Here is a 23,818-nt window from a genome sequence, read left to right as displayed (position 1 = left end):
CATGTCTGAGAATCTGATCCACAGCGAAAAGCACAGCGAGGCAGCCATTTACCGCGCGCACATTGGTGCTGGCGAGCCGTTTATGGTTGAGGTCAAGGCCGGTCAAACCCTGCGCCTGCTCGATCTTGAAGGCAATCAGGCCGTCGACACCTTGTTCTACAGCGCGCGTAACCCGCGTGAGCGCTATGACGTGCAGCGCACACTGCGTAAACAAAACCGCGTCTACCTCACGACCGGCACCGTGCTCTACTCCAACCTTGGCCAGCCGATGCTGACCATCACCGCTGACACTTGTGGGCGACACGACACCTTGGGCGGTGCCTGCGCTCAAGAAAGCAACACCGTGCGCTACGCCCTCGACAAGCGCTACATGCACAGTTGCCGGGATAACTTCCTGCGCGCCAGCCTGCACGATGGCCGTCTGAATAAGGCCGATATCAGCGCCAACATCAACTTCTTCATGAACGTACCGGTCACCCCGCAAGGCGGCTTGACCTTTGAAGACGGTATTTCCGCCGCCGGAAAATATGTCGAGTTGCGCGCAGAGATGGACGTCATCGTATTGATCTCCAATTGCCCGCAGCTCAACAACCCCTGCAACGCCTACAACCCAACACCTGCCGAGGTTTTGATATGGGACTGATTACCGCACGCCTGCGCCTGTGGCTGTTCACGCTTTGCCAAAGCCGTTCAGGGCAATGTTTGCACAAGCCCGAAAAACCCGTGCCGACAAAGCTCAACTAGCGCAGTACACAGACTGACATCAGACACTCAGCCCTGGACGACCTGGGCATAGTTCATCCACAGCGGGACGGCCCGCTGCCCTTTCGAGGGACGTAATACATGTTCAATAAACTGCTGATCGCTAACCGCGGTGCCATTGCTTGCCGCATCCTGCGCACATTACGTACCCTGGGTGTTCAAGGTGTGGCGGTCTACGCCGAAGCTGACGCCGCCAGCCTGCATATTCAACAGGCCGATGAAGCCTATAGCCTCGGTGACGGTCCAGCTGCCGACACCTACTTACAGGTGCAGAAAATTCTCGCCACTGCGCGCGAGACCGGCGCTACGGCCATCCACCCAGGCTATGGCTTTCTCTCGGAAAACGCCGCATTCGCAGAGGCTTGCGAAGCTGCCGGTATCGCCTTTGTCGGGCCAACTCCCGAGCAATTGCGTGTCTTCGGCCTCAAGCACACCGCCCGCGCACTGGCCAAAGCCCAAGGCGTGCCCATGCTTGAAGGCACCGAACTGCTGGAAAACCTCGACGCAGCTTTAGCCGCGGGCGAAAGCGTCGGTTATCCGGTGATGCTGAAAAGTACCGCTGGTGGCGGCGGCATTGGCATGCGCGTTTGCCGTGATGCAGGCGAACTCAGCGAAGCCTTTGAAACCGTAAAACGCCTGGGCCAAAACAACTTCAGCGACGCCGGTGTATTTATCGAGAAATACATCGAACATGCCCGCCACCTTGAGGTGCAGATCTTTGGTGACGGTCAAGGGGACGTACTCGCTCTCGGCGTGCGCGATTGCTCAGTGCAACGCCGTAATCAAAAAGTCATCGAAGAAACCCCCGCACCTAACTTGCCCGCCGGCATGGACGAAGCACTTTGCGCTGCCGCAATCAAGCTTGCCAAAGCGATCAGCTATCGCAGCGCTGGTACTGTTGAGTTCGTCTACGACAGCCATGCCGAACGCTTCTACTTCTTAGAAGTGAACACCCGCCTGCAGGTGGAGCATGGTGTCACCGAACAGGTGTGGGGCGTTGACCTGGTCAGTTGGATGATCGAGTTAGCCGCAGGCGAGTTAGCGCCACTGAGTGAGCTGCAAGCGCAGTTAAAGCCCAGCGGCCATGCCATGCAAGCGCGCGTTTATGCCGAAGACCCTGGCCGCGACTTTCAGCCAAGCCCAGGCTTACTGACCAGCGTTCACTTTCCCCAAGGCGACGGTAAAGCCCTGCGCATCGACACTTGGGTTGAGGCAGGTTGTGAGATCCCAGCGTATTTCGACCCGATGATTGCCAAGGTGATTTGCTGGGCTGCCGACCGCGAAGCAGCGCGCGCAGCCTTAGCCGCTGCACTGGCCGACACCACCTTGTATGGCGTTGAAAATAACCGCGATTACCTGCGCCAAATTCTCAGCTACGCCCCTTTTGCAGAAGGTCATCCATGGACCCGCTGCCTCGAAGGGTTACGCTATCAAGCCGAAACCATCGAAGTGCTCAGCGCCGGCACCCAAACCAGCGTACAGGACTACCCCGGCCGTTTAGGTTATTGGGCTGTGGGCGTGCCGCCATCGGGGCCGATGGATGATCGCGCCTTGCGCCTTGGCAATCGCCTGTTGGGCAATCCGCAGGGCGCGGCTGCGCTGGAAATCACCATGAGCGGACCAAGCCTGCGCTTCAACACCGATGCCGTCATCGCCGTCACAGGCGCAGCCATTGCCCTGCAACTCGACGGCATTGACCAACCGCTGAATCAGGCCATAAAAATTAATGCAGGCAGCCTGCTGAGTATTGGCAGCATCGCCGGTGCCGGTGCACGCAGTTATCTGTGCCTGCGCGGTGGCCTTGAAGTGCCTGATTACCTTGGCAGCAAAAGCACCTTCACCCTCGGCCAGTTCGGTGGTCACGGCGGCCGCGCACTGCGCGCAGGGGATGTACTGCACATCGCTAAACTGGCTCAACATGACTGCGGCGCAAGCTTACCCGTCGCCTTATGTAGCGAGCTGCCAGCCGTGCGCGAAATACGGGCGATTTACGGCCCTCACGGTGCCCCGGAATACTTCAGCGACGATTACATACAGACCTTCTTCAACACCGACTGGGAAGTTCACTTCAACTCCAGCCGCACCGGTGTGCGCCTGATCGGCCCAAAACCGCAGTGGGTACGTGAAAGCGGCGGCGAAGCCGGTTTGCACCCCTCGAATATTCACGACAATCCCTACGCCATTGGTGCCGTCGATTTTACCGGTGACATGCCGGTGATCCTCGGCCCTGACGGGCCTAGCCTTGGCGGCTTTGTTTGCCCGGTAACCATTATCGAGGCAGACCTGTGGCAACTCGGCCAGCTCAAGGCGGGCGACAAAGTTCGCTTCAGCGCCGTCGATATCGGCACCGCACGTGCACTGGCCCAATCGCGTCTCAGTGAACTCGACAGCCTCAACGCGCAAACCTATGCTGCGTCGTTGCAGAACACAGAAGCCTCAATGCCTGCACTGACCTCGCCCATTGTTCTCGACCTGGGGCAAGACGACACCCGTCTGGTCGCCCGGCTTTCCGGCGATACCCATTTACTGCTGGAAATCGGCGCGCCCGAGTTGGATCTGGTGTTGCGCTTTAGAGCCCACGCGCTGATGCAAGCGCTGGAGAATAAAGCACTGGCTGGGGTCATCGACCTGACACCAGGCATTCGCTCCTTGCAGGTTCATTATCAGCCCGAGACACTGAGTCTGGATGCCTTGCTGGCAATCGTTGCGGGTGAATGGGACGCAGTCTGCGCCACCAAAGACCTCAGCGTACCGTCGCGCATTGTGCATTTGCCGTTGTCTTGGGATGACCCTGCGTGCCAGTTGGCGATCGAGAAATACATGACCACGGTGCGCAAAGATGCGCCTTGGTGCCCGAGTAACCTGGAGTTCATCCGCCGCATCAACGATCTGGAAAACCTTGATGAGGTCTACCGCACCGTTTTCGCTGCCAGCTATCTGGTCATGGGCCTTGGCGATGTGTACCTCGGCGCGCCGGTTGCTACGCCGCTCGACCCTCGCCACCGTTTGGTCACCACCAAATACAACCCGGCACGCACCTGGACGGCTGAAAACTCAGTCGGCATTGGCGGCGCTTACATGTGTGTTTACGGCATGGAAGGCCCCGGCGGCTATCAGTTCGTGGGCCGCACGCTGCAGATGTGGAACCGCTACCGTGAAGTTGCTGCATTTAACGGCAAGCCTTGGCTATTGAGGTTCTTCGACCAGATTCGGTTCTACCCGGTCAGCGCTGAAGAGCTGCTGCAAATACGCCGCGACTTCCCGCTTGGGCGCTTTGATTTGCGCATCGAAGACAGCGAATTATCACTGGCTGAGTACCAGCAGTTTTTAACCACTGAAGCCGATGAGATCGCGGCCTTTCGCAGCCAGCAACGCACAGCATTCGACGCCGAACGGCAACGCTGGATCGACAGCGGCCAAGCCCATTTTGAAAGCGAAGAAGCCGCCATTGAGCTGGGCGAAGATGCACCTTTGGACGCAGGCCAGCACGCCATTGAAAGCCACATTGCGGGCAATCTTTGGCAGGTTCAGGTCAGCGAAGGCAGCCGCGTCAGTGCAGGTGATGTGCTGGTGATTCTTGAGTCGATGAAAATGGAAATCCCATTGCTCGCCCCCTATGACGGCGTCATCAAAAGCATCAGCGTGCAACCGGGCTCGGCCGTTCGGGCCGGGCAGCGCGTCGCCGTTCTCGAGCAATAATTATTTGGCCCGCCAGGTAAACCACTGGCGGGCTCACTGAGCATGGAAACTATCAAGATGAAACATCAATTTGATCTACGCCTTAGCGCCTTAAGCGATGCCTATACCAACCAAAAGCTGACGCCGCGCCAAGTCATCGGCGCGTTACGTGAGCAAGCCATCGCGCTGAATCCTGAATTCAATCTGTTCATTCACCTGCTTAGCGAGGCGGAACTTGAACCTTATCTCGCCGCCCTCGATTTACGTTCGCCAACTGAGCTGCCGCTGTACGGTGTGCCGTTTGCGATCAAAGACAATATCGACCTGGCTGGCATTCCAACCACTGCCGCCTGCCCGGCCTTCGCTTATACGCCCGAACAAATCGCCACAATTGTTGAGCAGTTAATCGCCTTGGGCGCGGTGCCCATGGGTAAAGCCAACCTCGACCAATTCGCCACTGGCCTCAACGGTACGCGTTCACCCTACGGCGAATGCCGCAACAGCGTGCACCCCGACTATCCCTCTGGAGGCTCCAGTGCTGGTTCCTCACTGGCCGTCGCCTTGGGCCTCGCCAGCTTTGCCTTGGGCACCGATACCGCAGGTTCCGGGCGCGTACCCGCAGCGTTGAACAACCTGATCGGCCTTAAAGCCAGCAAAGGCTTAATCTCCACCGCTGGCGTCGTACCGGCTTGTCGCACCTTGGACTGCGTAACCTTTTTCACGGCCACCGCAGCCGAAGCCAGCCAATTACTTGCCCTGACGGCGGTACTCGACCCCCGTGATGAATACAGTCGCAGCAACCCTTTGTGGAATGCGGCCACAGCCTTTGGTGCGCCGCGGGCATTCCGTTTCGGCGTGCCCAAACAGTTGGAGTTTCTAGGCTGTAACGAAAGCCCTGGCCTGTTTGCAGCCACCATCGAACAGCTTAAGGCACTGGGTGGTGAGGCGGTTGAAATCGACTTCACGCCCTTTCTTGAGGCGGCCAAACTACTTTATGAAGGCCCCTGGGTGGCTGAGCGCTACAGTGTTGCCGGTGAGCTGATCGAAGCGCAGCCAGATGCGGTCTTGCCAGTGATACATGCCGTGCTGGCCAAGGCACCGGGCACCACGGCTGTCGATGCCTTCCGCGCGCAATATCGCCTGCAGGCGCTCAAGGCTATCTGTCAGCCAATCATGGACAGTGTCGATTGCGTGCTCACGCCAGCCTACCCACGGCCGGTGACGTTGGCGCAACTGCATGCCGAGCCGGTCGCCCGCAATTCAGACCTGGGCTACTACACCAACTTCATGAACATGCTCGACTATGCAGCTGTTGCCGTGCCCGCCGGTTTTATGGACAACGGCCTGCCTTGGGGGGTAACCCTGTTTGGCCGGGTCTTTACCGACCAATACCTGCTCAGCATCGCCAATGCCCTACAGCACCAGCACCAACTGCCGCTCTGTGGCCAGCGCACCAGCGATTGCAGTTTGCCCGCTAATCCTGCGGGCAATGACAGGGCCCGGCTTGTGGTCTGCGGTGCGCACTTGCAAGGCTTCGCGCTGAACTGGCAGTTACTCCAGCGTGGCGCAAGGTTAATTGAGGCCACGCACAGCTCGCCGGACTACCAACTCTATGCACTGGCAGGTGGTCCACCGTTTCGTCCGGGCATGATTCGCGTAGCCGAAAATGGTGCCGCCATTGAAGTAGAAGTCTGGGAGCTGCCAAGCAGTGAGCTGGGTTCTTTTCTTTGTGGGATTCCAGCGCCACTGGGCTTAGGCAAGGTACAGTTGGCCGACGGGCGCTGGGAAGTTGGCTTTATCTGCGAGCCACAGGGCATCGAGGGTGCACAAAACATCACCGAACTTGGTGGCTGGCGCGCTTACATGCAGAGCAAAGCCTGATCGACACTATATGAACCTGCGCTTGATTCAACATCAGGCGCAGGCTGCGCTTGATGGATTTGCGCTACAGACAGTTGAACAGCTTTATACTGTTGGCCATTGCATGCCACAAGCGCACATCCCCCAGCCATGACGACCTCAGCAAGTACTTGCCCCCTGTGCGGCCAGCTCAACCAATGCGCTCAAGCCGGTGTTGCTGCGCCCGTGCACAGTTGCTGGTGCTTTGCACAAAAGATAGCCCCTGAAATACTCGAAAAAATACCTGCAGGCATGGATCGCAGCTGCATTTGCCCGCGTTGTGCAAAAGCACTTAACGACACAGCCGATCAGAGCCCGAAGCAAGCAGCCCCCGAGCGTAAAGACTGACATGCGCCTCGACCGAATCCTCAGCAACCTGCCGCGCTTTAATCGTCAGGAGGTTCGCCAGCTCATCGCCAGTGGCCGAGTCAAGGTTGATGGCCATTGCAGCCGTGACCCCAGGCTCGATGTCAGCCTGTTTAACCGTGTTGAGCTGGATGATCAGCTCGTTCAGGCAGGCAAAACCGCACGCTACTTTATGCTTAACAAACCCATAGGCGTGGTCAGTGCCACCGAGCATCCAGCGCATCAAACGGTCATCGACTTGCTCAATGAGCCCGACAAACATGAACTGCATCTGGCGGGGCGTCTCGATCTCAACACCAGCGGCCTGCTGCTTATCACCAATGACGGGCAATGGTCGCGCCGCGTGACTCAACCAGTGAGTAAACAAGCCAAGGTGTATTGGGTATCGACCGAGCAACCAATAGAAGCACACTACGCAGAAACGTTTGCGGCCGGCATCTACTTCAAATTTGAAGACCTCACCACCCTGCCCGCCAGGCTGGAAATCCTTGCGCCCTACAATGCTCGGCTGTGGCTGTATGAGGGACGTTACCATCAGGTAAAGCGCATGTTTGGCCATTTTCAGAACAAAGTCATTGGCCTGCACCGCGAGCATGTCGGCGCAATAACCCTCGACCCTCAGCTTGCACCTGGCGAATATCGCGCACTCACCAGGGCTGAAATCGCCAGCGTTTAATTCAGCGGTGCAGCATAGCCATTAGCGGCTCTCTGCCAGTCGCCGATAAACGGCAAGCAATCGCTGAAATAAATGCTTGTCAGCGCTTAACCTGACTGCTTAAATCCAATCACAAGGTGAAACGTGACTAGCCAGTCACAAACACCATCTAAGCGTTCTTTTGGTTTATTGCGCTCTGCGCAAATTGGGTTCCTGCCTGGTTACAAGACACCCTCCATAGCATCAGTTGCTGCGGGGCGGTTGCTCTATTTCAGCCCTTACCGATTGATAAAAAATAATCCAATAAAAATTCCCGCCTGACATCGCTTTGTCACGTCCAGGCGTTTACCTACTGTCCTGCTCTAGCTCGGTTTACGCATTTGCGTAAGCCATGTTTTGAATTGCGCCAAGAGGAAACGACATGAAGCCAATCACAGCTGTCGTCGATGTTCACAGGACGTTAAAGGTACACACGGAGTTTTATGCCAACCCAATGGCCCGCAAGACCATCATTTTGGTCAACGGCTCATTGGCGACTACCTCCTCATTCGCGCAAACGGTCAAGTATCTGCAACCACAGTTCAATGTGGTGCTTTACGATCAACCCTACGCCGGGCAGTCAAAAGCACATAACAGCAACCATCAGCCGATCAGCAAAGAAGATGAAGCGAACATCTTGCTTGAGCTTATCGAGCACTATGAAGCCAATTATCTGATGTCGTTTTCCTGGGGTGGCGTTGCGGCCATGCTGGCACTGGCCAAACGCCCTGAGCGCATTGAGAAGGCAGTGATCAGCTCCTTTTCACCGCTGCTCAACGAGCCGATGCTCGACTATCTGGAGAAAGGCCTGATTTACCTCAAGGCAGTTGATCGCGACAACATCAGCCACTTGGTCAACGACACCATTGGCAAGCATTTGCCGTCGCTGTTCAAGCGCTACAACTATCGCCACATCAGCCGGCTCGATGAACACGAGTACCTGCAGATGCACGCGCACATCAACCAAGTGGTGCGCATGGAGGCTCACTGCCAAATGGAATATCTGGCGCGCATCGATGTGCCGCTGCTGTTCGTCAATGGCGAGAAAGATGAATACACCACCGGGCAGGACGTGCGCGTATTCGCGGACTACCTCGAAGATTGCCAATTCGCAACCATCGAAGATGCCGGGCACTTTCTCGACATGGAACACAAAAGCGCCTGTCTGCAGAGCAAGGCTTTGCTACTGAGCTTCTTGGATCACACCGAGCAGCGCAGCCAACGCTACCACGCTCAGCCAGCAGAAACCCTGCATGCCATTGCGGTCTAACCCATGCAAACAACACCCCAGGCAGCCTCTGAAAAAACACCCTGACTGTTTTTTCAGAGGCTGCCCAACCACAAACTACAGAAATAACGATGAGTACCGCTTCAATTCCATGCAAACATCTGGTACAAAGTCACCCGCAAATGCGGGCGTCGTATAATGGTATTACTCCAGCTTCCCAAGCTGATCACGCGGGTTCGATTCCCGCCGCCCGCTCCAGCATTTACAGGGCTTACAGCTGAGCCTAGCGACATTCAATAAGCTGCGGTGACAGTTTTGGTGACAGTATGCATGCATCAGTTAAAACGTCTGCATGCATCTGTTAGCGAATAAGTAACTGATGACCGAGAACCTGCCACGCTTACAGATCAGCGCTTTTATGTTGAGGGCTGGGGAAAGGGTAATTTAGGTAATTTATTTTTTAAAGCCTATACAATCCATTAGAAATCAATAGGTTATATAGCTCTATTAAAGGTAATAAAATAGTAATCCATAGGTAAGCCAATTACCTTTTGACTAGGTCATAAACCTGTTTAAAAATCCCTTATAAAACAGGTACTTGGAAAAAATTACTTAAGTAGTTACCCCAAATTACCCCAAAAGGTAATTTGCCAAACCCTAGTGCCGCGGGGCTTTGAGATATGCAAAAACCAAAAATTACTAAAATTACCTTTTCCCCAGCCCTCTCCTGAAAATCAGGCGCCAAAGCGGCTGCCTGTAAGCGTTTCTGAGCGACGCTTGCTGCAGGGTTCCGCAGGCATTCCAGCACTCGTTAACATGCCGCCGGCGCAAGCAGGGGGCCGCAGGAAACCATCTGCAGGCGTGAAGAAAAAACGACCTATTTAGGCCGCAGGCGAGGTGGGGGGATGACGGCGCGCGTAGCATTTATCCCAAAACGCTTTCGCACATCCGATTTGAAGGGTTGCCTTTCAATTTAGACCGTCATTACACTTATCTGTAAGTTACTTATTCTGCAGAAATTTATACTATGTAGGTAACTGGGGTTTGGTTTCTCTAGATTTTAAAATCGTCCTTTCTTCAATAAGGCTAAAGTTAAAATTATGACCGACGATACGAATACTCTACTTGAAGCAATCAATTCTTCCCCTCCAGGCACGTTTAAGCTCTTTTTTAGCTCAGAGGACGCGCCTAATGTCGAGCAGTCAATGAGCAATATCGAGGAGTTAGCGAGCAGGCTAGAAAAAGCAAAGGAACATAACTGCCTGATTGAGGTGATTTCTTTGAGAATCCAGTATATGGACATTTGGCTTAGAGTTTTTTTTGCAAATACGCCACATGATGAAAAAAGGGACCAAGAATTCGGTAGGCTGCTTAAACAGTGCTTTAGGCTTGGATTGGAGAAAAACCTATACGATCAAATTTTGGCGTTCAACAAAAAAAGGGTTCAAGCTATCCATGGCTATCTCCTAGGAAACATCTCATATGATTCGTTGAGTACCGCTATTGATGCATCTGATGGATTAGCCGAGAAGCTAGTCGAATTCGTCATATGCAACTCTGGTGAACCAGTGACTCAGAATTTTTTTAACGAGCCTCACAACCGAGGAGATTGTGTTTACTCCATTCCGGCTCTTCTTCATGTCTTACACGCTAGGCCAGTACTGTAAGCACTACCCATAAGTCACATTCAGTTCAAAGCCTCCGCGGAGTTAGGTATTTTTAGCTTTTAATAGCACCTAACTAGTTGTGTGTGTATCAAATGGCTGAAACCGCACAACTTCCTCCCCCGCCCAGTCATTGAGCAGCTTGAACTGTTCCTGCAGGGGCTCAAGTTCAAGGCGTGCATATGTTTCGGCAGCTTCTTTCATCGAGCCGAAGCCGCCGGCGTTCTTTGGCACGATACCCATCAGTTGCGGGTACATGCGCAGCGCGGCCAGCACATCCTCGCGGGTTTGGTCTTTGATTGAGTTGAACTCATCTTTCGCGGCCACTTCGCTGACCGGAATAATCTGCAGGCCTTCCTTCTTGCCGTTTGGCGCGTAGACAAACAGGTTGCGGAAATTGCCTGGTCCTTTGGAGTTTTTCAGCGCGGTGCGCAAATCATCAATGTCACCCTGATCCTGCGCGGCATCCGTCATGTACAGAATGAATCCGGCGTGACTGCCGTTCTCGTAGTACTTGCGCCGGAACAACGTGGCCGACTGGTTAAGCAGCGCCGATTGCAGCGCACTCACCCACTCAGGCAACCCGTAAATCTCCTGGTGTAAATCCACCTCGCGCAAATGGAAAATGCTGCCCGCTTCAAACTCATGCTCTTGCTGACAACCCTGCACTTGGAAGAATCGGTCGTCCTTACCCGCCCGCATGTATTTAGCCAGCGGCGTTTGCAGACTGATGGCGTTACCCAGCACAGACCGCCGCGCCTCTATGTACCCATTGCCCAACGCCAGATAATCCTGCGCCCATTGGTTGAATGACTGGCGCGACAGCAGCTTGTGTGGAATGAACGACCTACTCAGTTGGTTGCGCTTGAAGCGAAGCCCTGAATCCAGATGCACACTGGCCTTTACCGAGCGCGCCAAACCGTCCATAGACAACGGTGGCTCATACCAGCGGCCGTTAAACCAGCACTCCAAATAATCAAAAATCTCACGCGATGACAGCACCGAAGTGGGCTCGCCAAAGCTGAACACCACGCTGCCCTTTGGCTTTTCTGCTTGGGCAGCAGTTACCGCCACCTCAGATCCTGTTGTAGTCATCAAAGCATCTCCATCCGCCCGGTGTTGGCAGTTGTCTGCCCCTCCAGCGGTTCGTTTTGTAATGCGTGAAAAAGAGCCCACGCCAGATCGGCATGGCCTGTTGCGTCGGTTCGGCCAGCGGTGTAGGTCGATTGACGCCCGCTAGCTGTCATTGTTTTGCGAATGGCCATTAATGCCTGGGCCAGATCTGTCCAGCCCGCGTCAAACTCAAGACGGCCCTTATGGATCACGTCATAGGCTTTCAGTACCAGTTGGGTTTTCACCTCTGGCGAGTAGCTAAAGGTCTTCACGTTGGGAAAAAACTGCTTAACCAGCTGCGCCACGCCAGAGCCCATACCAGTGGTATCAATACCGATGTAGGTCACCCAGTAGCGTTGAGTGATTAGCCGGATGGTTTCGGCTTGAGAGGCAAAGTCCATGCCCCGAATTTGGTGGCGCTCAAGCACGCGGAATTTGCCGCCTGGCACCATTGGCGGTGCTACCACCACCAAACCAGAGCAGTCGCCGGTTTCCGCTGGATCGTATCCAACCCATACCGCACGATCACCGAAGGGCCGCGCAGCAAATGGCTTGTAGTCTTCGCCCCACTCGTAAAACGTATCAACCATGCATTTTTGCAGCACGTTGAGCGGAAATATTGATGCGCCGTCATCCACAAACTGGCACATAAGCAAATTGGAAAAGGCATCGCCGCTGTACTCAAGACGCAGCTCATCGATGTCAAACAGATCACAACCGCCCTGCTCGGCATCCAGAATCGTGACGATTTGCCGCCAGATTTTGTCCTGGCACAGTCGCCCATGCTGCAGCGCCTCATGCTTCACATTGATATTCAGGTGTTGCGCAGTTGGCTTGCCTTTGTTGTGCCGCTCCCCCGTCCAGAAGGTGTAGGCCTCATGCCCCATACTAGATGGTGTTGAGAAGTAGGTCCGGCGGTATTGTTTCTGCATCGCCATGCCGCTCGCGACCTTGTTCAGCTCATTAAATTTAAAGGTCCAAAAGAACTCATCGAAATAGAAATTGCCGTGATAACCCTGTGCGGTACGGGCGTTGGTACCCAAGAAGTGCAGCTCTGCACCGTTACCCAGAATGATTGGGTCACCGGTTAACTCAACCCCCGTCACCTCACGCGCAAAAGCCTGAATGTAGGCTTTGAAAATGTGCGCCTGATTCTTTGAGGCGGACAAAAATATCTGATTGCGCCCAGTGACCAGGGCATCGAGAAAAGCCTCACGTGCAAAATAGTAAGTGGCGCCGATCTGGCGACTTTTAAGAATCGCTCTGGTGCGCTGATCACCGGCCCGGTACCAGTCCAACTGATAACCGAAACAACCATCGATAAACGCCTCGGTGAGCAGCTCAATCTGCTGTTCATCAAACTCGTTCCGTTTGGGTTTCTTCTTCTCGCCTTGGTTGCGCTTGGCTAGTTCAGGGTTTAGATCGGTCTCAGTACCACCGCCCTGGTAACGCTCAATTCTGGCTTGGCGCTCTAACTGGCGATGCAGCAAATCAATCTCTTTGAAATCGCCGCTGGTTTTACCTTCCTTCAAAATTAATTGGACGAGGCGTGCTTCCAATGCACCGCCAATTCGCTCTACATTGCTGGCCCTGTCCCATTCATCACGCGCCTTCCATGAGTGAAGGGTTTTTTCCTTCTCCCCCAGAAAATCAGCCATTTCAGTGACGCGCCAACCCGTCCAGTACAAAAACTTGGCCTGGCGGCGGTTATCTCGGATAGGTATTTCAACGGCAGCATTCATGGCGCAGATGCTGACGCCCTCGCGCGAGGCTCAGTAGCGGCGCCACCTGTATAAGCAGCCCCCTACAAGCGCGGCACATTGCCCGTAAGCCTCCAGCTACCGACCATGCCCTCAACGCAACGGCAGAACGCCGACACCGCATTGAGGCCATCCACCATGAAGAAATTTCGCTCCAACTGGTTCCGCGTCGCCGTTGAAGGTGCCACATCGGATAAACGTAAAATTCAGCGCAGCTGGCTTGAACAAGCTGCCAAGAACTTCAGCCCGGCAACCTATGGCGCTCGCGTCTGGCTAGAGCACTTCCGCAGCTTGCTGCCCGATGGTCCGTTCAAGGCTTATGGCGATGTGACCGCTGTAAAAGTCGAAGAAATTGAAATTAATGGCCAGACCAAGTTGGCCCTGTTCGCCCAGATCGAGCCAACCGCCGACCTGATTGCGCTGAACAAAGCCAAGCAAAAGATTTACACCTCCATCGAAATCGACGACAGCTTCGCTGATACAGGTGAGGCTTATATGGTCGGGCTAGCTGTCACCGACTCCCCTGCCAGTTTGGGCACTGATGTACTCGCATTCTCCGCGCAAAAGCCAGAAGCCAGCCCATTCAAAGACCGCCATTACTCAGCCACCTCGATGTTCACCGAGGCGCTTGAAGCCGAGCTGGCCTTTGAAGAGTTTGAAGAGAAACCAAGCATCGGCGCGACCTTGCTCAGCAAAGTTCAGGGACTCATCAGCGGCAAACAGGCCAAGGATGACAAAGAGTTTTCGGCCGTTGGCGAGGCTGTTGAAGCCATCGCCCTGCACAGCAAAGAGCTCAGCGAGCAGCTGCAAACCGAACAGAAAAATACGGCTGATCTAAGTACCAAGCTCAACACCCTCGACACCGAATTCAAGGCGCTTCAAACCCAGCTGGCAGGCACCCAGAGCAAACACCAGCAACAGCGTCCACCCGTAACTGGCGGTGATGGCAAAGCCCTCACTCAATACTGACCACCAAGCACTGATCGCCGTCAGGCACCATTTCGGAGAACACCATGCGTAAAGAAACCCGCGTAGCCTTCACCGGCTATATGTCGCAAATTGCCCTGCTTAACGCAGTGGCCAACGCGGCTGAAAAATTCAACGTCGAGCCATCTGTGCAGCAGAAACTCGAAACCGCCATTCAAGAGTCAGATGCCTTCCTCAAGCGCATCAACATCATCGGCGTGAACGAGAAAGACGGCGAAGCCATCATGCTTGGGGTTGGCTCGACCATCGCAGGTCGCACCAATACCTCGGCTAACCCGCGTTCCCCGCGCGATGTCAGCAAAACGACCAAAGACGTTTACAACTGCAAGAAAACTGACTTTGACACTGCAGTGCCTTACGCCCTGCTGGACGCCTGGGCCAAGTTCCCAGACTTTCAGTCGCGCCTGTCTGGCTCTATTGTTCAGCGCCAAGCGCTTGACCGCATCATGATTGGCTTTAACGGCACATCCGTGGCCACAGATACCGACCGTGCAGCCAATCCAATGCTGGAAGATGTAAACATTGGTTGGCTGCAAAAGCTGCGTACCTCCGCGCCTGAGCGCGTTATGGCTGAGGGCGCTGTCGCCGGCAAAGTCACCATCGGCGCCGGTGGCGACTACAAAACTCTTGATGGCCTGGTCTATGACGCTGTCCAGTTGCTTGATCCATGGCACCGCAAGCGCCCTGATTTGGTAGTACTGGTTGACCGCAACCTGCTGCACACCAAGTTCCTCGCCAATGTTGAAGGCGCATCCGACAACGAGAACGAACTGGCTGCAGCCCAGATCATCGCCAAAGCTCGCCTCGGTGGTTTACCAATCGAAGACGCTCCGTTCTTTATCGACGGCGCCATCATGGTCACTACCCTGGCTAACCTCTCGATTTACTACCAGTTGGAAGCTCGCCGCCGTCACATCAAAGACGAACCAGAACGCGACCGCATTGCCGATTACCAGTCGTCAAACGAAGCGTATGTCATTGAAGACTTAGGCCTGTGCGCCCTGGTCGAAAACATCGAAGAGGCCGCATAACCATGGCCCTCTCCCTTGCCCAACGTCACCAGCTACGCATTCGTGCGCAGTTGGAGGCTGCAGCCGCATCGCCCGCCATCAGCATGGAAGGTGCCACCACCTACGAGCTGCAACTCGGCCAGCTTGCACAGGATCGCCTGCGCCTCAAAAACGTCCAGAGTACAGAAGGCAAAGTCGAGCTGAAAAAACAGCTACTACCGGCTTACCAGCCCTATGTGCAAGGCGTACTGGCGGCGGGTAACGGAGCGCAGGACGAAGTACTCACCACCATGATGACCTGGCACATCGACACCGCTGATTACATCGGCGCGATTGAAATTGCAGCCTATGTTCTCAAGCACAAACTGGTGATGCCCGACCGCTTTGCCCGCTCTACCGGCTGCTTTATCGCAGAAGAAATCGCAACAGCTGCACTTAATGCGCAAAAACGCAGCGACAGCTTTTCCCTCGATACGCTGCTCAACGTCGAGCAGCTGACCGCCAACGAAGACATGCCCGACCAAGCCCGAGCCAAGTTGCACTTGGCGCTTGGCAAGAGTTACAGCAGCCTGGTGATCGACGACAAACCGGATGAAACCGATCACGACAACATGCAAACCGCCAAACTGCACTTGATGCGCGCCATTGAGCTGCACACCAACTGCGGCGGCAAAAAAGATTTGGATCGCGTTGAGCGCTTCCTAAAAAAACACGCTGCGCAACAACAGGCAGCTGACTGAGCGTCCCCACGCACCCCGGCGGCTCGGGGCTGATCCAAGGGTTATCTCCTTCCCAACGTGACGCCCCGACCACCGCCGACTTATTCAACACAGCAGGCCAAACGATGAGCGGATTCATTGCCGGTGGCACAGCCACCGCATTCACCCTGAGCAATGACGGATTTTGGCCTGATATAGATGCAGATGCCGTGCGTGAAGCCCAGCGCATCAATTCCAGCGTCACCAATAAGCGCTTAGAAGTCGCCATCGTTGGTGCACTCATCAACGTCAACCGCCTGCTCAAGCCGCTCAAGACCAGTTGGCAGGCCGAAGGCTACGCCACCCTGGCAGACGTACCCGCCGAGCAGCTCAATGATGCCAGTATTTTGCAGGCGCAGTACCAGCGCGCCATTTACTGCGCCACCTCAGTTGAAGTGGCCGAGCGCTACCGAAGCTATGACACCACCAACACCGGTGAGAAAAACGCAGAAGAACTCACCACCTCAATTGATGAGCTGCGCCGCGACGCCCGCTGGGCAGTCAGCGACCTACTCGGCCAACGGCGCACAACGGTAGAGCTCATCTGATGGAAGTCACCCACGCCCTGCAAGGCGATAGCCTCGACCAACTGTGCTGGCGGCACTACGGCCGTACCGCCGGCGTGGTTGAGCAAGTACTCCAAGCCAACCCCGGCTTAGCCGAACTGGGTACCACACTGCCCCACGGCACCCGCGTAAACCTGCCCACAGCCCAAGCAGCCGTTGAGCAAACCCAAATGGTGAATTTATGGGACTGAACACACGCGCCAATCAACATCCAATGTCAAGGAACCACCATGCCTGAGCCAACCACCGGCGCTGCAGTAATCGCCACCGCAACGGCAGGTGTTGGCCTCGCAACACTTTTGCCCACGCTCGACGGCAATGCACTGTTCGGTTCGATTATTGGTGCTGCGCTCATTGCCTTGCATCAACGTGAAATCAAGCCCTGGCAGCGCCTGCTGGGCCTGATTATTTCCGCTTGTGTGGGGTATGTGAGCGCCACAGAGATAGTCACGCAAACCCCTATTACCCAAACCGGTCCTGGTGGCTTCGTTGGAGCAATCATTGTTGTGCCCCTTGCACTCAAAGCCCTTGAGCTGATCGAGAAAACCGATTTTTCCAGCATGCTTCCAGCTTGGTTCAAACGAGGCGGAGGAGATTAACCATGATCACCACCCTGCTCCCACTGCTAGCCGCTGTTGCCTACATTGCCTCGGGAATTCGCCTTGTGTGCTTCAAACGCAACGGAGGTCGCAAGCGGCGCGGTATCTCACTAATTGCCTGCATGCTCATCGCCTCCCTACTGTGTTCCGGGCTCGAAATACTGTTGTACCAACCCACTGTCAGCCCTTGGCAAACCGCCATCGCCCTGATTTTGCTCATTCTCGTTTATCGCTCACGCGGCAACCTTGCCGTCCTACTGAGGCCAACACTATGACCCCCCTCCGCCACGGCGACCGCTCGCAAGCTGTTAGCCAATTGCAGAAGAAGCTAAACGCCAATGGCGCCAAACTGATGATTGATGGCGATTACGGCGACGAAACCGAGAAAGCCGTGCGCGCCTATCAGCGCAAAGTAGGCCTAGTGGATGACGGTGTTGCCGGCTCTAAAACCCAAGATGCACTAGCCGGTAAAAATTGCTCAAACATGCTCGGCCACGCCCAGCTTTCAGCCGCGGCTAAACGCTTGGATGTGGACCTTGCCAGCGTGCTAGCCGTCAACCAGGTGGAAAGCCTCGGCAACGGATTCGCCAGCAATGGCAAACCCACTATCTTGTTTGAGCGCCACATCATGCACCGCCAGCTAAGCACCCCAATGCATGAAGGTGACGATGCCGCACAACTGAAAAAGCATGCCGATGAATTGGCTGTCACCTACCCCAATTTGGTCAACCCAAAGCCAGGGGGTTACGCCGGCGGCACAGTTGAACACCAGCGTTTGGCACGTGCCCGCATGATCGACGACACCTGCGCATTGGCCTCGGCCAGTTGGGGCGCGTTTCAGATCATGGGTTACCACTGGCAGTTGCTCGGCTACAGCAGCGTGCAAGAGTTTGCAGAGCGCATGGCCAAAAGCGAGGCCGAGCAGCTTGAGGCCTTCGTGCGCTTCATTGAGGCAGACCCCGCGCTGCGCAAAGCACTAAAGGCCAAAAAGTGGGCAGAGTTTGCCAAGCGCTACAACGGCCCCAACTACGCCCGTAACCTCTACGACATCAAATTAGAGCGCGCCTACCTGCAGCACGCTCAATGCCAGCCGGAGGCTGTTGCCGCATGAGCACCCTACGCCAAGCATTGTTAGGGCTTGCCCTATTCGCCTCGCTTGGCCTGCTCATATGGGGCCAGCAACAGCGCATCAAACTGGCCGACACCCAAGCAAGTGCCAGCGCTCAACTGGCCAGCCATTGGCAGCAGGAAGCATCCCGTGCAACCAGCCAAGCCAAGCAACGGGCCGAGCTGCTGCAAGCAGAACGCAACGCCCAGGCGAGCCTGCGCAAAACCCAAGATTTGCTGCGCCAGAGCCTCACCGAACGCGAACAGAGAATCGAGGTGCTTAAACGTGAAAAACAAGTATTTAAAGATTGGGCTACTCAGCCTTTGCCTGAGCCAGTTAGCCGCTTGCGGCAGCGCCCAGCCCTTACCGGCGCCGACGCTTATCATCAGTGGTTGTCCAGCGGTAACGCCCTGCGCCCTGTCACCGACCAACCCTAACAGCAACGGTGCCCTGCTCACCGATATTGAGCGCATCGAAACCGACTGGGCCACCTGCGCAGCACAAGTAGACACCGTTTACATCTGCCAGCAGCGCCTAGCCATCCCCAATGAGCAACCCCATGAATAAACTCAACAGCCTACGCAGCCACCTGCTCGCCAACTTGCCAGAGCTAAAGCACAACCCCGAGCGCCTGCTCATATTTGTGGATCAAGGCCGCATTCGTGCCACAGCAGCGCCGGGCCTGTCCTTTGAGTACAGCTACACGCTCAACATCATCCTCACCGACTACACCGGCTCACCAGACGCCGTGGCCGTGCCACTGCTGGCATGGGTCCTGGTCAACCAATCCGAACTGATGACCAACCTCGAAAAAGGCAAAGAAGCCATCCAGTTTGAAGTGGATGTAATTGACGAAAATCAGGTGGATATGTCGCTAACCCTCCCCCTCACCGAGCGCGTGATTGTTAAGCGCCTAGACGACGGCACCCTGCAAATCACCCACCCTCAAGAGCCGCAGTACACCGAGCAGTTGCCGGCCACACCCATGCAACTGATCGCAGACGGCGAAACCCTTAGCAGTTGGACCAGCGCCGAGCCCACCGGCGTAGACATCGAAACACCACAACCGGGGCCAAACCGTGGCTGATGACCTGAGCGCACTTGAAGACTGGGCCTGCACCCTGCTCAACCAACTGCAACCCAAAGAGCGCAGCCAGCTCAACACCCGCATTGCTCGCGAACTGCGCCGCAGCCAGCAGCAGCGCATGGCCGCTCAGCGCAACCCAGACGGCACCGCCTATGCGCCACGAAAAGCCCGCGCCCAACTGCGCCAAAAGCAAGGTCGTATCAAACGCAAAATGTTCACCAAACTGCGCCAGGCCCGCTATTTAAAATTGCAGAGCACCGCCAACACCATCGCCATTGGTTTTGTTGGCCGCACCGCACGCATTGCACGTACTCACCAATACGGCCTACGTGATCGCCCTAGTAAAAGCTCACCCGATACCCGTTATAACCGTCGCGAACTGCTGGGTTTTAGCAGCGATGATCTGAATATGGTTCGTACATCATTGCTGAACCACCTCGCTGAGTGGTCCCCATAAAATCCTGCGTTTAGCCTTCTAACTTGATGAGAAACGCATTGAATTTTCCTGTGCAGCTAATCAATTTGACCTGGTCACGTACTCGGGGTTTGTAGTCAAGATTGCTCGTGTAGTTTTTTCAGTACGGGTTTACGCAGCAGCAATGAAGGGCGGCTATAGCGAAGTCATGCGAATATCGTTAGCAGAGTGCTTGGTAGGTATAAAGTTATTTATTAGTAAGTATTTTTATATTTTCCAGCCAACGAGCTTTACGGGACCATGCAGAATTATTTACTATCGTGGCATCACGAAAACCACATCTAATCACTGTTAGGTTCTTGGAAATGACACAACTCTTATCCTTTAAAGAAAGTATCTTTCCCAAGCTAGCAGGGTCTACTATAGAGTCAAAATCGTCCACATTACTTTATTATGTATTCTCCGGAAGAAATGCATGGCACTCAACATGGATAACTCGATATTCAGAAGGATGTATGCATCCAACGCTAGAATTGGCTAAAAATTATGCTGAAAAAAGAAGGACTCAAGGCACCGTTTTTCACATCCACGAACTCCCAGCTATTCTGTTTCGCACAAGAAACGGCTGTTTAATTGCTACGCAAATAAACTCAAAGAACCCATTACTCAATTACCTACCAAACCCCTTCACGACTAATCTTGAATCGACCAAGTTAGATATGGTCGACACCCTAGACAGTTACACTTGCATAAATCCAACAATATCCGAAACAGTTTTATCATTCGCTTGCGGGAGTAGATTCTGGCTTACTCAGCCACCAACTGAAGATTCAGTAATAACCGTGGCAACAAATGATCCAACTGCTAGCTTTGCAGTACTGTCTAATGACAACTTACAAATAAGAACGTCTTGTTCCCTTGGTAAAAAGTACCTACTTGGCTCGCCTGTAAAAGAATCCGGATATAGTTCTTCAGGTGTGCGTAATATTTTGGCTGAAAACGCCTAACAACTATTCTCAAGTAGTTTGCTTCGCCCACGCATCTCTGGCCACCCCTTTAACAAACTCTTAACCAACCGTTAGATACAAAAGGAATAACTGCTTATGTCATGTAAAATCTTAGCGGCCACTTTATTACTTATTTCCCCACTATGTCATGCAGAGTCAAGCTATTGGTACTATGCATCTGAGCGAGCAGATAACTCACAAGGAAAAGTCATTTACAAATACTCAAAAATATTGACCTGCAAAACCCCAATTAGTGAAGGAAATATTTTCAAAGCAGACTTTGTCGGTAACGATGCGTCTGGACCGTTCGCTTCCTACCAAGAAGCTGATGCAGCAAGAACCCAAGAAATCCAGATTGCTATTTCCGCGAAAAAAGAAATAAAACTTGCAAATGCTGTATGTAACTAGCAGCTATTAAAATGATCACTGGGCGGCCTAAAGCTCGCCCCTTAACCTGGATCTTAGGTGGCGAGCATGAGCGTGACTCGAATGTCAGAAGATGAAAAGAGAAAACTTGCTTACTTCTATCGCCTCGTAATGTCTTATAGTGACTTCAAACATGCACATCGATGCGCCCTTTACTCTTTAGACCAACATCAAAATCTTGAGAGAAATGGAGGTGACGATACAATATTGAGAGCACTTTACTGTTCAATGGTCGTATCGTACTCACGCCCATTCAATTCCTATGGAAAATCAAATGTAGGTGAAATACCTCCGCTAAAAAACGAAATGGAGGTCGTATTCACAAAGCAAGAACTCGAGGCTCATAAATATATAAGATGGTGCCGAAACAAGTATTTGGCCCACTCAGATGCAAAAGAAATTGCCCTAACTCCATTTGTTGCGTCAGACCTACCAAACACGTTTGTGATACCAAGTAAAATTGATGCGCTGGCACCTTTCACTCGAGAGTACACAGGGCTTGTTCTCGGGCTTCTAGAAAAAACGCATCACTGGTGTGTTGAAGAAAGACATCGCATTGAACCAGAAATAGTAGCTTGGCTACCTACCGAGCAGTGGGGAACAGAAAGTTGAGTTTTCGTCACCTAACGACATGTTAAAATCGCTCACTCACTTGGACAGATTAAAGCCCGCCTCTTTACCAAATATTAGCCTCAATCGCGACCCGCGCTTTAAAGTGCAAGCATCAAGGTGTGGCTAGTAACTCTCCTTAAAACTGACTACTTCATTGTAAACCACCCCGCTACAACACCCCCAAAGTGCATCGCGCGGGTAACCCCGCGAACATTGCCGCATGAACCTTCTCGCAGAAATAACCCGCCGCCTCGATAACATGATCCGCCTTGGCACCATTGCCGAGGTCGACCATGGCGACCCTGCACAGCAAAAAATGCCACTCTGCAGGGTAACTACTGGCGCTATCACTACCGGCTGGTTGCCCTGGTTCAATTTGCGCGCAGGTACCACGCGCACCTGGAACCCGCCAACGCTTAATGAGCAATGCATGGTATTCAGCCCCAGCGGTGACCCAGCGCAAGGCATTGTCTTGCTCGGCCTCAACTCGACTGCAAACCCTGCGCCCAGCAACAGCCCAACCAAAGACCTCACCATTTACCCTGACGGCGCGCTGATCGAATACGACCACGTAGCCCACCACCTGCGAGCCATCCTTCCGGCAACGGGCACAACTGAGCTGGAAAGCCTCGGCGGCATATCCATCAAAGGGCCAATCACCCACGAAGGTGACTACACCCAAACCGGTAATCAAACCGTAACGGGGAAAGTTACCGTGACTGTTGATGTAGTTGCCGCCGGCATCAGTCTGGTCAGCCACAGAACCACCGGAGTAACACGCGGCAGTGCTATATCGGATGGCCCGGTATGAACCGCACAACAGGCAGCGCAATAAGTGAGCTCGATCACCTGCGCCAGAGCGTGAGCGACATTCTCACCACGCCGCTCGGCAGTCGCGTGATGCGCCGAGATTACGGCAGCCAACTGATGGAGCTCATTGACCAGCCATTCAACGGCACCACCAAACTGCGCGCCTACGCCGCGATAGCCATGGGCCTCATGCGTTGGGAGCCACGGCTCAGCATTAGCCGTGTGCAAATCAGCCAAAGCACTGAGGCCAGTCAAGCCATTATTGATTTAGAAGGCACCCGCATCGACACCAACCAGGCCATAAGCCTGCAAGTACCGCTGGTAATGGGAGCCATTGCATGAGCAGTTTCAGCCCGATAGACCTATCACTGCTGCCCGCGCCGGACGTGGTGGAACCGCTCGACTTTGAAGTGATCTTCGCCCAGCGAAAAACAGAGCTGATTAATCTATTCCCGGCAGATCAACAGGACGATATTGCTGCCCGCCTTGACCTGGAATCAGAGCCTCTGGTCAAGCTGCTGCAAGAGAACGCCTATCGTGAACTAACTTGGCGTCAAAGGGTTAATGAGTCTGCACTTGCAGTGATGCTGGCTTTCGCCACCGGCAATGACCTGGAACAAATCGCCGCCCGCTATAACGTCAGCCGCTTGGTCATCACCCCAGCCAAACCAAACGCGACGCCACCGATTGCCGCCGTGCTGGAAGGCGACGACAGCCTGCGTGAACGCACCCAAATGGCACTGGAAGGGCTCAGCACCGCTGGCCCACGCAATGCCTACATCTTCCACGCCCGCAGCGCAGATGGGCGTGTTGCGGATGCATCAGCCATAAGCCCAGCACCCTGCTATGCAACCATCACCGTGCAGTCGGCCATCGGTGACGGCAGCGCCGATCAAAGCCTGATCGATGCCGTAAGCGCAGCGCTTAATGATGAAGACGTGCGCCCAGTGTGCGACTGCGTAACCGTGCAAGGCGCAACAGTCGTGCCCTACACCGTCACCGCCCAACTGTTTGTAGACAACCTGACGCCCGAATCAGAGCTTGTGCTGCAAGCCGCACAAGAGGCGCTAACTGCTTACGTAAACCAACGTCGCCGCCTCGGCCAAGGTGTTTACCGTTCAGCGCTCGACGCCGCTCTGCATGTCGAAGGCGTGCGCTATGTCGAGCTAACAGACTGGGTAGACATCCCACCAAATGAAACCAGCGCCGCCTACTGCACAGCCACCACCGTCACCCTCGCGGAACTGCAAGCGTGAGTTGCTACCAATC

27 protein-coding genes and 1 tRNA gene are annotated in these 23,818 nt (G+C 54.4%); 26 read left to right on the top strand and 2 right to left on the bottom strand.

Features of this window, described 5'->3' with window-relative positions:
* The first annotated feature begins 1 nt into the window (after nucleotide 1).
* The 8 genes from ACIGCM_RS20915 (at nucleotide 2) to ACIGCM_RS20880 (ending at nucleotide 10,294) form a co-directional block, all read left to right on the top strand.
* Nucleotides 2–643 carry an urea amidolyase associated protein UAAP2 gene (locus ACIGCM_RS20915; protein WP_397503980.1) on the top strand — a complete coding sequence of 214 codons (642 nt, stop codon included), beginning with the start codon at nucleotides 2–4 and terminating at the stop codon, nucleotides 641–643.
* Nucleotides 644–843: 200 nt separating this feature from the next.
* Nucleotides 844–4,461: an urea carboxylase gene (uca, locus tag ACIGCM_RS20910; protein WP_397503979.1), complete on the top strand. Its 3,618-nt coding sequence runs from the start codon at nucleotides 844–846 to the stop codon at nucleotides 4,459–4,461.
* A gap of 57 nt (nucleotides 4,462–4,518) precedes the next feature.
* Nucleotides 4,519–6,321, top strand: a complete 1,803-nt coding sequence (gene atzF / locus ACIGCM_RS20905; RefSeq protein ID WP_397503978.1) for an allophanate hydrolase — start codon at nucleotides 4,519–4,521, stop codon at nucleotides 6,319–6,321.
* A 129-nt stretch (nucleotides 6,322–6,450) separates the two neighbouring features.
* The gene (locus ACIGCM_RS20900; RefSeq protein WP_397503977.1) at nucleotides 6,451–6,687 is read left to right on the top strand and encodes a cysteine-rich CWC family protein; all 237 of its coding nucleotides are present in this window, start codon (nucleotides 6,451–6,453) and stop codon (nucleotides 6,685–6,687) included.
* 1 nt (nucleotide 6,688) lies between these two features.
* The gene (locus tag ACIGCM_RS20895) at nucleotides 6,689–7,381 is read left to right on the top strand and encodes a pseudouridine synthase (protein WP_397503976.1); all 693 of its coding nucleotides are present in this window, start codon (nucleotides 6,689–6,691) and stop codon (nucleotides 7,379–7,381) included.
* A 400-nt stretch (nucleotides 7,382–7,781) separates the two neighbouring features.
* Entirely contained in the window at nucleotides 7,782–8,669 is an 888-nt protein-coding gene (locus ACIGCM_RS20890) for an alpha/beta fold hydrolase (protein WP_397503975.1), read from the top strand.
* A gap of 142 nt (nucleotides 8,670–8,811) precedes the next feature.
* Nucleotides 8,812–8,885, top strand: a tRNA-Gly gene (locus tag ACIGCM_RS20885).
* 947 nt (nucleotides 8,886–9,832) lie between these two features.
* On the top strand, nucleotides 9,833–10,294 hold the full coding sequence (locus ACIGCM_RS20880) for a hypothetical protein (RefSeq protein ID WP_397503974.1): 462 nt from the start codon (nucleotides 9,833–9,835) through the stop codon (nucleotides 10,292–10,294).
* 69 nt (nucleotides 10,295–10,363) lie between these two features.
* Here the strand turns inward: ACIGCM_RS20880 and ACIGCM_RS20875 are convergent, their stop codons facing one another.
* Nucleotides 10,364–11,386 carry a phage portal protein gene (locus tag ACIGCM_RS20875; RefSeq protein WP_397503973.1) on the bottom strand — a complete coding sequence of 341 codons (1,023 nt, stop codon included), beginning with the start codon at nucleotides 11,384–11,386 and terminating at the stop codon, nucleotides 10,364–10,366.
* Nucleotides 11,386–13,146, bottom strand: coding sequence for a terminase ATPase subunit family protein (locus tag ACIGCM_RS20870; RefSeq protein WP_397503972.1), 1,761 nt, complete (start codon nucleotides 13,144–13,146; stop codon nucleotides 11,386–11,388). The genes ACIGCM_RS20875 and ACIGCM_RS20870 overlap by 1 nt, the downstream gene beginning before the upstream one ends.
* Nucleotides 13,147–13,302: 156 nt before the next feature.
* On the opposite strand from ACIGCM_RS20870, the gene ACIGCM_RS20865 reads away from it, so the two are divergent.
* The 18 genes from ACIGCM_RS20865 (at nucleotide 13,303) to ACIGCM_RS20780 (ending at nucleotide 23,805) form a co-directional block, all read left to right on the top strand.
* Complete coding sequence (locus ACIGCM_RS20865; RefSeq protein WP_397503971.1) at nucleotides 13,303–14,133, top strand: GPO family capsid scaffolding protein; 831 nt, start codon at nucleotides 13,303–13,305, stop codon at nucleotides 14,131–14,133.
* A 44-nt stretch (nucleotides 14,134–14,177) separates the two neighbouring features.
* A complete protein-coding gene (locus tag ACIGCM_RS20860; RefSeq protein ID WP_397503970.1) occupies nucleotides 14,178–15,182 on the top strand; it encodes a phage major capsid protein, P2 family in 1,005 nt (334 codons plus the stop codon).
* 2 nt (nucleotides 15,183–15,184) lie between these two features.
* Entirely contained in the window at nucleotides 15,185–15,901 is a 717-nt protein-coding gene (gene gpM / locus ACIGCM_RS20855) for a phage terminase small subunit (protein WP_397503969.1), read from the top strand.
* Between the two features lie 104 nt (nucleotides 15,902–16,005).
* Nucleotides 16,006–16,467, top strand: a complete 462-nt coding sequence (locus tag ACIGCM_RS20850) for a head completion/stabilization protein (protein WP_397503968.1) — start codon at nucleotides 16,006–16,008, stop codon at nucleotides 16,465–16,467.
* Nucleotides 16,467–16,676, top strand: coding sequence for a tail protein X (locus ACIGCM_RS20845; protein WP_397503967.1), 210 nt, complete (start codon nucleotides 16,467–16,469; stop codon nucleotides 16,674–16,676). Before ACIGCM_RS20850 ends, ACIGCM_RS20845 begins: the two co-directional genes overlap by 1 nt.
* A gap of 39 nt (nucleotides 16,677–16,715) precedes the next feature.
* Nucleotides 16,716–17,084 carry a putative holin gene (locus ACIGCM_RS20840; protein ID WP_397503966.1) on the top strand — a complete coding sequence of 123 codons (369 nt, stop codon included), beginning with the start codon at nucleotides 16,716–16,718 and terminating at the stop codon, nucleotides 17,082–17,084.
* Between the two features lie 2 nt (nucleotides 17,085–17,086).
* Nucleotides 17,087–17,359 carry a phage holin family protein gene (locus ACIGCM_RS20835; protein WP_397503965.1) on the top strand — a complete coding sequence of 91 codons (273 nt, stop codon included), beginning with the start codon at nucleotides 17,087–17,089 and terminating at the stop codon, nucleotides 17,357–17,359.
* Nucleotides 17,356–18,195, top strand: coding sequence for an N-acetylmuramidase domain-containing protein (locus tag ACIGCM_RS20830; RefSeq protein WP_397503964.1), 840 nt, complete (start codon nucleotides 17,356–17,358; stop codon nucleotides 18,193–18,195). The genes ACIGCM_RS20835 and ACIGCM_RS20830 overlap by 4 nt, the downstream gene beginning before the upstream one ends.
* Complete coding sequence (gene lysB / locus ACIGCM_RS20825; protein ID WP_397503963.1) at nucleotides 18,192–18,629, top strand: Rz-like lysis system protein LysB; 438 nt, start codon at nucleotides 18,192–18,194, stop codon at nucleotides 18,627–18,629. Before ACIGCM_RS20830 ends, lysB begins: the two co-directional genes overlap by 4 nt.
* Nucleotides 18,520–18,759, top strand: a complete 240-nt coding sequence (gene lysC, locus ACIGCM_RS20820; protein ID WP_397504067.1) for an Rz1-like lysis system protein LysC — start codon at nucleotides 18,520–18,522, stop codon at nucleotides 18,757–18,759. The genes lysB and lysC overlap by 110 nt, the downstream gene beginning before the upstream one ends.
* Nucleotides 18,752–19,279 carry a phage tail protein gene (locus ACIGCM_RS20815; RefSeq protein WP_397503962.1) on the top strand — a complete coding sequence of 176 codons (528 nt, stop codon included), beginning with the start codon at nucleotides 18,752–18,754 and terminating at the stop codon, nucleotides 19,277–19,279. Before lysC ends, ACIGCM_RS20815 begins: the two co-directional genes overlap by 8 nt.
* The gene (locus ACIGCM_RS20810) at nucleotides 19,272–19,736 is read left to right on the top strand and encodes a phage virion morphogenesis protein (RefSeq protein WP_397503961.1); all 465 of its coding nucleotides are present in this window, start codon (nucleotides 19,272–19,274) and stop codon (nucleotides 19,734–19,736) included. Before ACIGCM_RS20815 ends, ACIGCM_RS20810 begins: the two co-directional genes overlap by 8 nt.
* A gap of 323 nt (nucleotides 19,737–20,059) precedes the next feature.
* The gene (locus ACIGCM_RS20805) at nucleotides 20,060–20,701 is read left to right on the top strand and encodes a hypothetical protein (protein WP_397503960.1); all 642 of its coding nucleotides are present in this window, start codon (nucleotides 20,060–20,062) and stop codon (nucleotides 20,699–20,701) included.
* Between the two features lie 96 nt (nucleotides 20,702–20,797).
* Nucleotides 20,798–21,109, top strand: coding sequence for a hypothetical protein (locus ACIGCM_RS20800; protein ID WP_397503959.1), 312 nt, complete (start codon nucleotides 20,798–20,800; stop codon nucleotides 21,107–21,109).
* A 66-nt stretch (nucleotides 21,110–21,175) separates the two neighbouring features.
* Nucleotides 21,176–21,739, top strand: coding sequence for a hypothetical protein (locus tag ACIGCM_RS20795; RefSeq protein ID WP_397503958.1), 564 nt, complete (start codon nucleotides 21,176–21,178; stop codon nucleotides 21,737–21,739).
* 220 nt (nucleotides 21,740–21,959) lie between these two features.
* Entirely contained in the window at nucleotides 21,960–22,550 is a 591-nt protein-coding gene (locus ACIGCM_RS20790; RefSeq protein WP_397503957.1) for a phage baseplate assembly protein V, read from the top strand.
* The gene (locus tag ACIGCM_RS20785) at nucleotides 22,547–22,891 is read left to right on the top strand and encodes a GPW/gp25 family protein (protein WP_397503956.1); all 345 of its coding nucleotides are present in this window, start codon (nucleotides 22,547–22,549) and stop codon (nucleotides 22,889–22,891) included. The genes ACIGCM_RS20790 and ACIGCM_RS20785 overlap by 4 nt, the downstream gene beginning before the upstream one ends.
* Nucleotides 22,888–23,805: a baseplate J/gp47 family protein gene (locus ACIGCM_RS20780; RefSeq protein ID WP_397503955.1), complete on the top strand. Its 918-nt coding sequence runs from the start codon at nucleotides 22,888–22,890 to the stop codon at nucleotides 23,803–23,805. Before ACIGCM_RS20785 ends, ACIGCM_RS20780 begins: the two co-directional genes overlap by 4 nt.
* Nucleotides 23,806–23,818: the final 13 nt, after the last annotated feature.

Origin of the sequence: Pseudomonas sp. NPDC078700, assembly GCF_044542375.1 — a bacterium.
GTDB lineage: Bacteria > Pseudomonadota > Gammaproteobacteria > Pseudomonadales > Pseudomonadaceae > Aquipseudomonas.
Note: the sequence above shows the minus strand (reverse complement) of the source record. Positions and strands in the feature narration are given on the sequence as shown.

Bases quoted from the DNA above. Each gene is read 5' to 3' on its own strand.
- ACIGCM_RS20795 (WP_397503958.1), top strand. From the start codon at position 21,176: ATGAGCGTGACTCGAATGTCAGAAGATGAAAAGAGAAAACTTGCTTAC.
- ACIGCM_RS20875 (WP_397503973.1), bottom strand. From the start codon at position 11,386: ATGACTACAACAGGATCTGAGGTGGCGGTAACTGCTGCCCAAGCAGAA.
- ACIGCM_RS20830 (WP_397503964.1), top strand. From the start codon at position 17,356: ATGACCCCCCTCCGCCACGGCGACCGCTCGCAAGCTGTTAGCCAATTG.
- uca (WP_397503979.1), top strand. From the start codon at position 844: ATGTTCAATAAACTGCTGATCGCTAACCGCGGTGCCATTGCTTGCCGC.
- lysB (WP_397503963.1), top strand. From the start codon at position 18,192: ATGAGCACCCTACGCCAAGCATTGTTAGGGCTTGCCCTATTCGCCTCG.
- ACIGCM_RS20780 (WP_397503955.1), top strand. From the start codon at position 22,888: ATGAGCAGTTTCAGCCCGATAGACCTATCACTGCTGCCCGCGCCGGAC.
- ACIGCM_RS20845 (WP_397503967.1), top strand. From the start codon at position 16,467: ATGGAAGTCACCCACGCCCTGCAAGGCGATAGCCTCGACCAACTGTGC.
- ACIGCM_RS20880 (WP_397503974.1), top strand. From the start codon at position 9,833: ATGAGCAATATCGAGGAGTTAGCGAGCAGGCTAGAAAAAGCAAAGGAA.
- ACIGCM_RS20835 (WP_397503965.1), top strand. From the start codon at position 17,087: ATGATCACCACCCTGCTCCCACTGCTAGCCGCTGTTGCCTACATTGCC.
- ACIGCM_RS20805 (WP_397503960.1), top strand. From the start codon at position 20,060: ATGACACAACTCTTATCCTTTAAAGAAAGTATCTTTCCCAAGCTAGCA.
- ACIGCM_RS20815 (WP_397503962.1), top strand. From the start codon at position 18,752: ATGAATAAACTCAACAGCCTACGCAGCCACCTGCTCGCCAACTTGCCA.
- gpM (WP_397503969.1), top strand. From the start codon at position 15,185: ATGGCCCTCTCCCTTGCCCAACGTCACCAGCTACGCATTCGTGCGCAG.
- ACIGCM_RS20865 (WP_397503971.1), top strand. From the start codon at position 13,303: ATGAAGAAATTTCGCTCCAACTGGTTCCGCGTCGCCGTTGAAGGTGCC.
- ACIGCM_RS20915 (WP_397503980.1), top strand. From the start codon at position 2: ATGTCTGAGAATCTGATCCACAGCGAAAAGCACAGCGAGGCAGCCATT.
- atzF (WP_397503978.1), top strand. From the start codon at position 4,519: ATGAAACATCAATTTGATCTACGCCTTAGCGCCTTAAGCGATGCCTAT.
- ACIGCM_RS20890 (WP_397503975.1), top strand. From the start codon at position 7,782: ATGAAGCCAATCACAGCTGTCGTCGATGTTCACAGGACGTTAAAGGTA.
- ACIGCM_RS20850 (WP_397503968.1), top strand. From the start codon at position 16,006: ATGAGCGGATTCATTGCCGGTGGCACAGCCACCGCATTCACCCTGAGC.
- ACIGCM_RS20785 (WP_397503956.1), top strand. From the start codon at position 22,547: ATGAACCGCACAACAGGCAGCGCAATAAGTGAGCTCGATCACCTGCGC.
- ACIGCM_RS20800 (WP_397503959.1), top strand. From the start codon at position 20,798: ATGTCATGTAAAATCTTAGCGGCCACTTTATTACTTATTTCCCCACTA.
- ACIGCM_RS20840 (WP_397503966.1), top strand. From the start codon at position 16,716: ATGCCTGAGCCAACCACCGGCGCTGCAGTAATCGCCACCGCAACGGCA.
- ACIGCM_RS20790 (WP_397503957.1), top strand. From the start codon at position 21,960: ATGAACCTTCTCGCAGAAATAACCCGCCGCCTCGATAACATGATCCGC.
- ACIGCM_RS20870 (WP_397503972.1), bottom strand. From the start codon at position 13,146: ATGAATGCTGCCGTTGAAATACCTATCCGAGATAACCGCCGCCAGGCC.
- ACIGCM_RS20895 (WP_397503976.1), top strand. From the start codon at position 6,689: ATGCGCCTCGACCGAATCCTCAGCAACCTGCCGCGCTTTAATCGTCAG.
- ACIGCM_RS20900 (WP_397503977.1), top strand. From the start codon at position 6,451: ATGACGACCTCAGCAAGTACTTGCCCCCTGTGCGGCCAGCTCAACCAA.
- ACIGCM_RS20860 (WP_397503970.1), top strand. From the start codon at position 14,178: ATGCGTAAAGAAACCCGCGTAGCCTTCACCGGCTATATGTCGCAAATT.